The sequence below is a fragment of the Nitratidesulfovibrio liaohensis genome (assembly GCF_011682075.1).
GTDB classification, from domain to species: domain Bacteria; phylum Desulfobacterota; class Desulfovibrionia; order Desulfovibrionales; family Desulfovibrionaceae; genus Cupidesulfovibrio; species Cupidesulfovibrio liaohensis.
Genome location: NZ_VSMK01000305.1, coordinates 1 through 3398, shown reverse-complemented (window position 1 = coordinate 3398; position 3398 = coordinate 1). Strand labels below are relative to the sequence as shown.

4 protein-coding genes and 1 pseudogene are annotated in these 3398 nt (G+C 70.2%); 3 read left to right on the top strand and 2 right to left on the bottom strand.

Annotated elements, in window-relative coordinates; translation table 11 throughout:
• On the top strand, positions 1–443 hold a 443-nt coding region (locus tag FVW27_RS10880), incomplete at its 5' end, for a rhodanese-like domain-containing protein (RefSeq protein WP_167125082.1).
• A 110-nt stretch (positions 444–553) separates the two neighbouring features.
• Positions 554–1138 carry a VanZ family protein gene (locus tag FVW27_RS10875; RefSeq protein ID WP_167125080.1) on the top strand — a complete coding sequence of 195 codons (585 nt, stop codon included), beginning with the start codon at positions 554–556 and terminating at the stop codon, positions 1136–1138.
• A gap of 204 nt (positions 1139–1342) precedes the next feature.
• Here FVW27_RS10875 and FVW27_RS10870 read toward each other — a convergent pair whose 3' ends face one another.
• Both FVW27_RS10870 and FVW27_RS10865 read right to left on the bottom strand, forming a co-directional pair.
• Positions 1343–1564, bottom strand: coding sequence for a SlyX family protein (locus FVW27_RS10870; protein WP_167125078.1), 222 nt, complete (start codon positions 1562–1564; stop codon positions 1343–1345).
• Between the two features lie 136 nt (positions 1565–1700).
• Positions 1701–2168, bottom strand: a complete 468-nt coding sequence (locus FVW27_RS10865) for an EVE domain-containing protein (protein WP_167125076.1) — start codon at positions 2166–2168, stop codon at positions 1701–1703.
• Positions 2169–2348: 180 nt separating this feature from the next.
• Here FVW27_RS10865 and FVW27_RS10860 point away from each other — a divergent pair.
• Positions 2349–3398: pseudogene (locus tag FVW27_RS10860) on the top strand (hypothetical protein); the annotation flags it as partial.

The following is a 3398-nucleotide window of genomic DNA, read 5'->3' as shown; positions in this document are numbered from 1 at the left end:
GCCTGCTGGCCCCGGACGAGGCGTGGCGGCGCGTCCGGGCAGGGGCCTTGAGCATGGTGGATGTGCGCGACGCCGCGCAGTACGAGGCCGGTCACGTGCCCGGCGCGCTGTGCTTTCCCCTGCCGCCCACCTGGATGGCCCGCCTTCTGCGGCGCTGGTGGCTGCACAAGGTGTTGTGCGCCGCCCGGTGTCCTTCCGTGGCTTTCGTATGTGACGGGGCCACATCCACCCGCAGCGATTCCGCAGCCCGCGCCGCCATGGTGCAGGGCTTTGCCGTGGCCTACCGCATCGCGGGCGGCATGGATGCCTGGCACGCCGCCGGGCTTCCCGTGGAGTTCGGTCCCTGCGGGCCGTGCGCCTCGCCGGGCGATGCGGGCGGTGACGCTTCCGGCAGGGATGGGCAGGATGCCCCGCCCCGTACGACCTGTTCCGGCGGCGGCTGACGGCTGCGTTGATGGCGGTGCGGCGCGCCTGCCTTGATGCACGGTCCCGGGTCTTTTGCCGACGACGTTTTCACCGGCGGCATGGCTGCCGGTTTCATGCAGGATTTCTCATGCCACCACTCGGGAACGACGCCCCGCGCACCCCGCACCCCCCGCGTACCCTGAAACAGCGGGCATTGCTGGCCCTGCTGGCCGGGCATCCGTGGCGGCTGGCCTGCACCCGCTGCGCGTGGGCGCTGGCCGTGGCCGTGGTGGTGTACCAGTCGCTGATACCTCAGCCGGACATGCTGCTGGACGTGCCGAATATCGACAAGGTGTGGCACGCGCTGGCCTATCTGGTGCTGGCGGTGCTGGCGGCGGGGTCGCTGTGGGGCAACCCTCCGTCGCCCGTCCTGTCCCGTGTGGCGCGCCGGGCGGCGTGGTCCATGGCCCTGCTGGGCGTGGCCATGGAGTGCGCGCAGGCCTTCCTGCCCGGCAGAATGGCCTCTGCGGCAGACGTGGCCGCCAACACGGCGGGGACATGGCTGGGCGTGCTGCTGGCCGGTTTTCTGGCACGGCACCTGGCCCGCTGGCATGGTGAGCTTTACGGTGATGCAGCAGTCGGGCGGGGCGCAGCGTCCGCAGTTTCCCCAACTTCCCCAGGTTCGATTGACACCGGGATGGCCCGGATTCCGGGCGGACAGGAGCGCGGGTAGCCCGGTCGCATGACCGGTCTGCCAATACTGTCTGGCAATCCTGTCTGGCAATCCTGTCAGCCAGCACGGCCCGCCAGCCCTTGCGAATGGCTTTCGCGGTCCTCCCGCACCGGGCAGGACTGGGCGTCCACCCCGCAATGCAAACCGGCGAACGGGTTGCCCCGGCCGCCGGTGATGCGAAATGCGCCAGTTGCGCGAAATTCCCTACAGATAGTGTGGGGGCGGTCCGGTGTCCTCGCCGCCGTCGTCTTCCATGGCCCTGGTCAGCAGGCGCAGCCGTTCGCGCGTGGCCTCCAGCAGTCGTTCCGCCTCGTCCAGTTGGGCCTGCTGGCGCACCAGCGCGTCGTTCAGCTCGCGCAGGGTCTGTTCCTGAAAATAGACGGTCTCTTCCAGCCGGGTCAGGCGGTCTTCCAGTTCCTTGGTCATGGCGTGTGTCCGTGATGTTGCGTTGGGTGGTCCATGCCCTGCGGGCACGGTCTTGCCGTGAATGGGGCCGGGCGATGGGATGGCGTCAGGCCGGGCAGCCAGACCGGAATGTCACTCGGATACGCGGGGCGCAGCCTCAGGCAGGGGCATCGGCCAGGCGCAGCACTGTCGCGTATTCCTGAGGGGTTACCGGCTGCACCGAAAGGCGGCTGCCCTTGCGCAAGAGCTCCATGTCCGCCAGTTCCGGCAGGGTGCGCAAGTGGGCCAGCGATACCGGCTGGGCAAAGGTGCGCACCAGCCGCACGTCCACCATGAACCAGCGCGGCTTGTCCGGCGTGGATGCCGGGTCGAAGTGGCGGTCCTCCGGATCCCACGCGGTGTGGTCTGGGTATGCCTCGCGCACGATTTCCACCACCCCCGCCACCGAGGGGTTGGTGACGCTGTGGTAGAACAGCCCAAGATCCCCCAGGCGCATCTCGCGCATGAAGTTGCGGGCCTGATAGTTGCGCACACCGTCCCAACTGGTGGTGGCGCCGGGCAGGGCGGCCAGATGGGCGATGGAGAAACAGCCGGGCTCGGTCTTGAACAGCCAGTGGCGGGGCATGGCGCCTCCTTGCGGGGGGTGTCGTGGGGATGGCGCATGACGATACCCGCGCCGCGCGCCCCCGTAAAGCCCGCGCCGTGCCGTCGGGAAGGGGGGCGCACCACGTACTTGGCGGTGGCTGCATTTTGGCGTAGGTGGTCGCTATGGGCGAAAACCCGCCGGAAGTCTCCCGGAGGTTCCATGAAGGAGCGCAGGCCACCCCACCGCAAGGTGCTTCCCTTCCGCCGCACCCGCCGTGGCGGCGGAACCGGCGGCGATGCGCCGTACGGTACCCCGCGCCCGTTCGCCTCGTCTGGCCTGCCGGGTCTGTCTGGCGGCTTTGTGGCACCGGATGACGCTACCAGCCCTGCCAGTTCTATCGGCCTTGCCAGTTCCGACAATTCCGTCGGTCCCGCCAGTCTCGTTGGTCCCGATGGTTCAGCCGGGCAGGGCGGCTCTCGCCCCCCGCGTGACGGCAGCCCCCCGGGACTGGTGGTGGTGCCCAGCCGAGGGGACCGCAGCCGCACCCCGCGGTCGCTGGGTGCCGTGGCCCCGTCCAGGTCACCCTTCCAGTGCATGGATGAGCTTGCGGGGCTGGGAGGGGTTCTGGGTGCCGTGGCCCCCCCGGATGCAACCGGGGCTGCAGGCATGTCGCGCCGCCCCGGCAGACAGCTCACGTTGCGCCGTCTGCCCTTGCTCCGTCGCATCCTGCGCCGCTTCGCCGACGCCGCCGCACGACGCATCGGCACGGTGTGCGGCGTGGGGTGCGTGGTCACCCCCGACGAGACGCAACTGTGCCACATGGCCGAATGCGCCGGGCTGCTGACGCGGCCCGCCATGCATCGCTTCGGTGTGGTGCCGCTGGAGGGCATGGCCGCGCTGCTGTTCGACCATTCCCTGCGCGATGCGCTTGTCTGGCTGGGGCTGGGCGTGGACCCGCGCGCGATTGCGGGAGGTCCGGCAGGCGGTCCTGCGACCGGCCTGGCAAATGGCCCGGCAGGCCACCGGTCCGGCGGAACCCCCGTTCCTGCGCTGCCGGATTCGGGTGGACGCAACGGCTGGCTGCCCGGCCATGCGGAGTCCGGGCTGTGCGTGCACCTTGGCCTCCAGTTGCAACTGGACCTGGAATGGGCCTTCCTTCCCTATTTCGAAATCGAGACTTCCGGCTGCGATGCGCCCCCCGGCGAACCGGGCGGCCAGCCCGCCCACGCCCGCGAGGCCCTGCGCCCCGACTGGACGGCCCTTGGCGAG

Excerpts from the sequence above, each read along its gene's own strand:
- FVW27_RS10875 (WP_167125080.1), top strand. The coding sequence starts at position 554 with ATGCCACCACTCGGGAACGACGCCCCGCGCACCCCGCACCCCCCGCGT.
- FVW27_RS10870 (WP_167125078.1), bottom strand. The coding sequence starts at position 1,564 with ATGACCAAGGAACTGGAAGACCGCCTGACCCGGCTGGAAGAGACCGTC.
- FVW27_RS10865 (WP_167125076.1), bottom strand. The coding sequence starts at position 2,168 with ATGCCCCGCCACTGGCTGTTCAAGACCGAGCCCGGCTGTTTCTCCATC.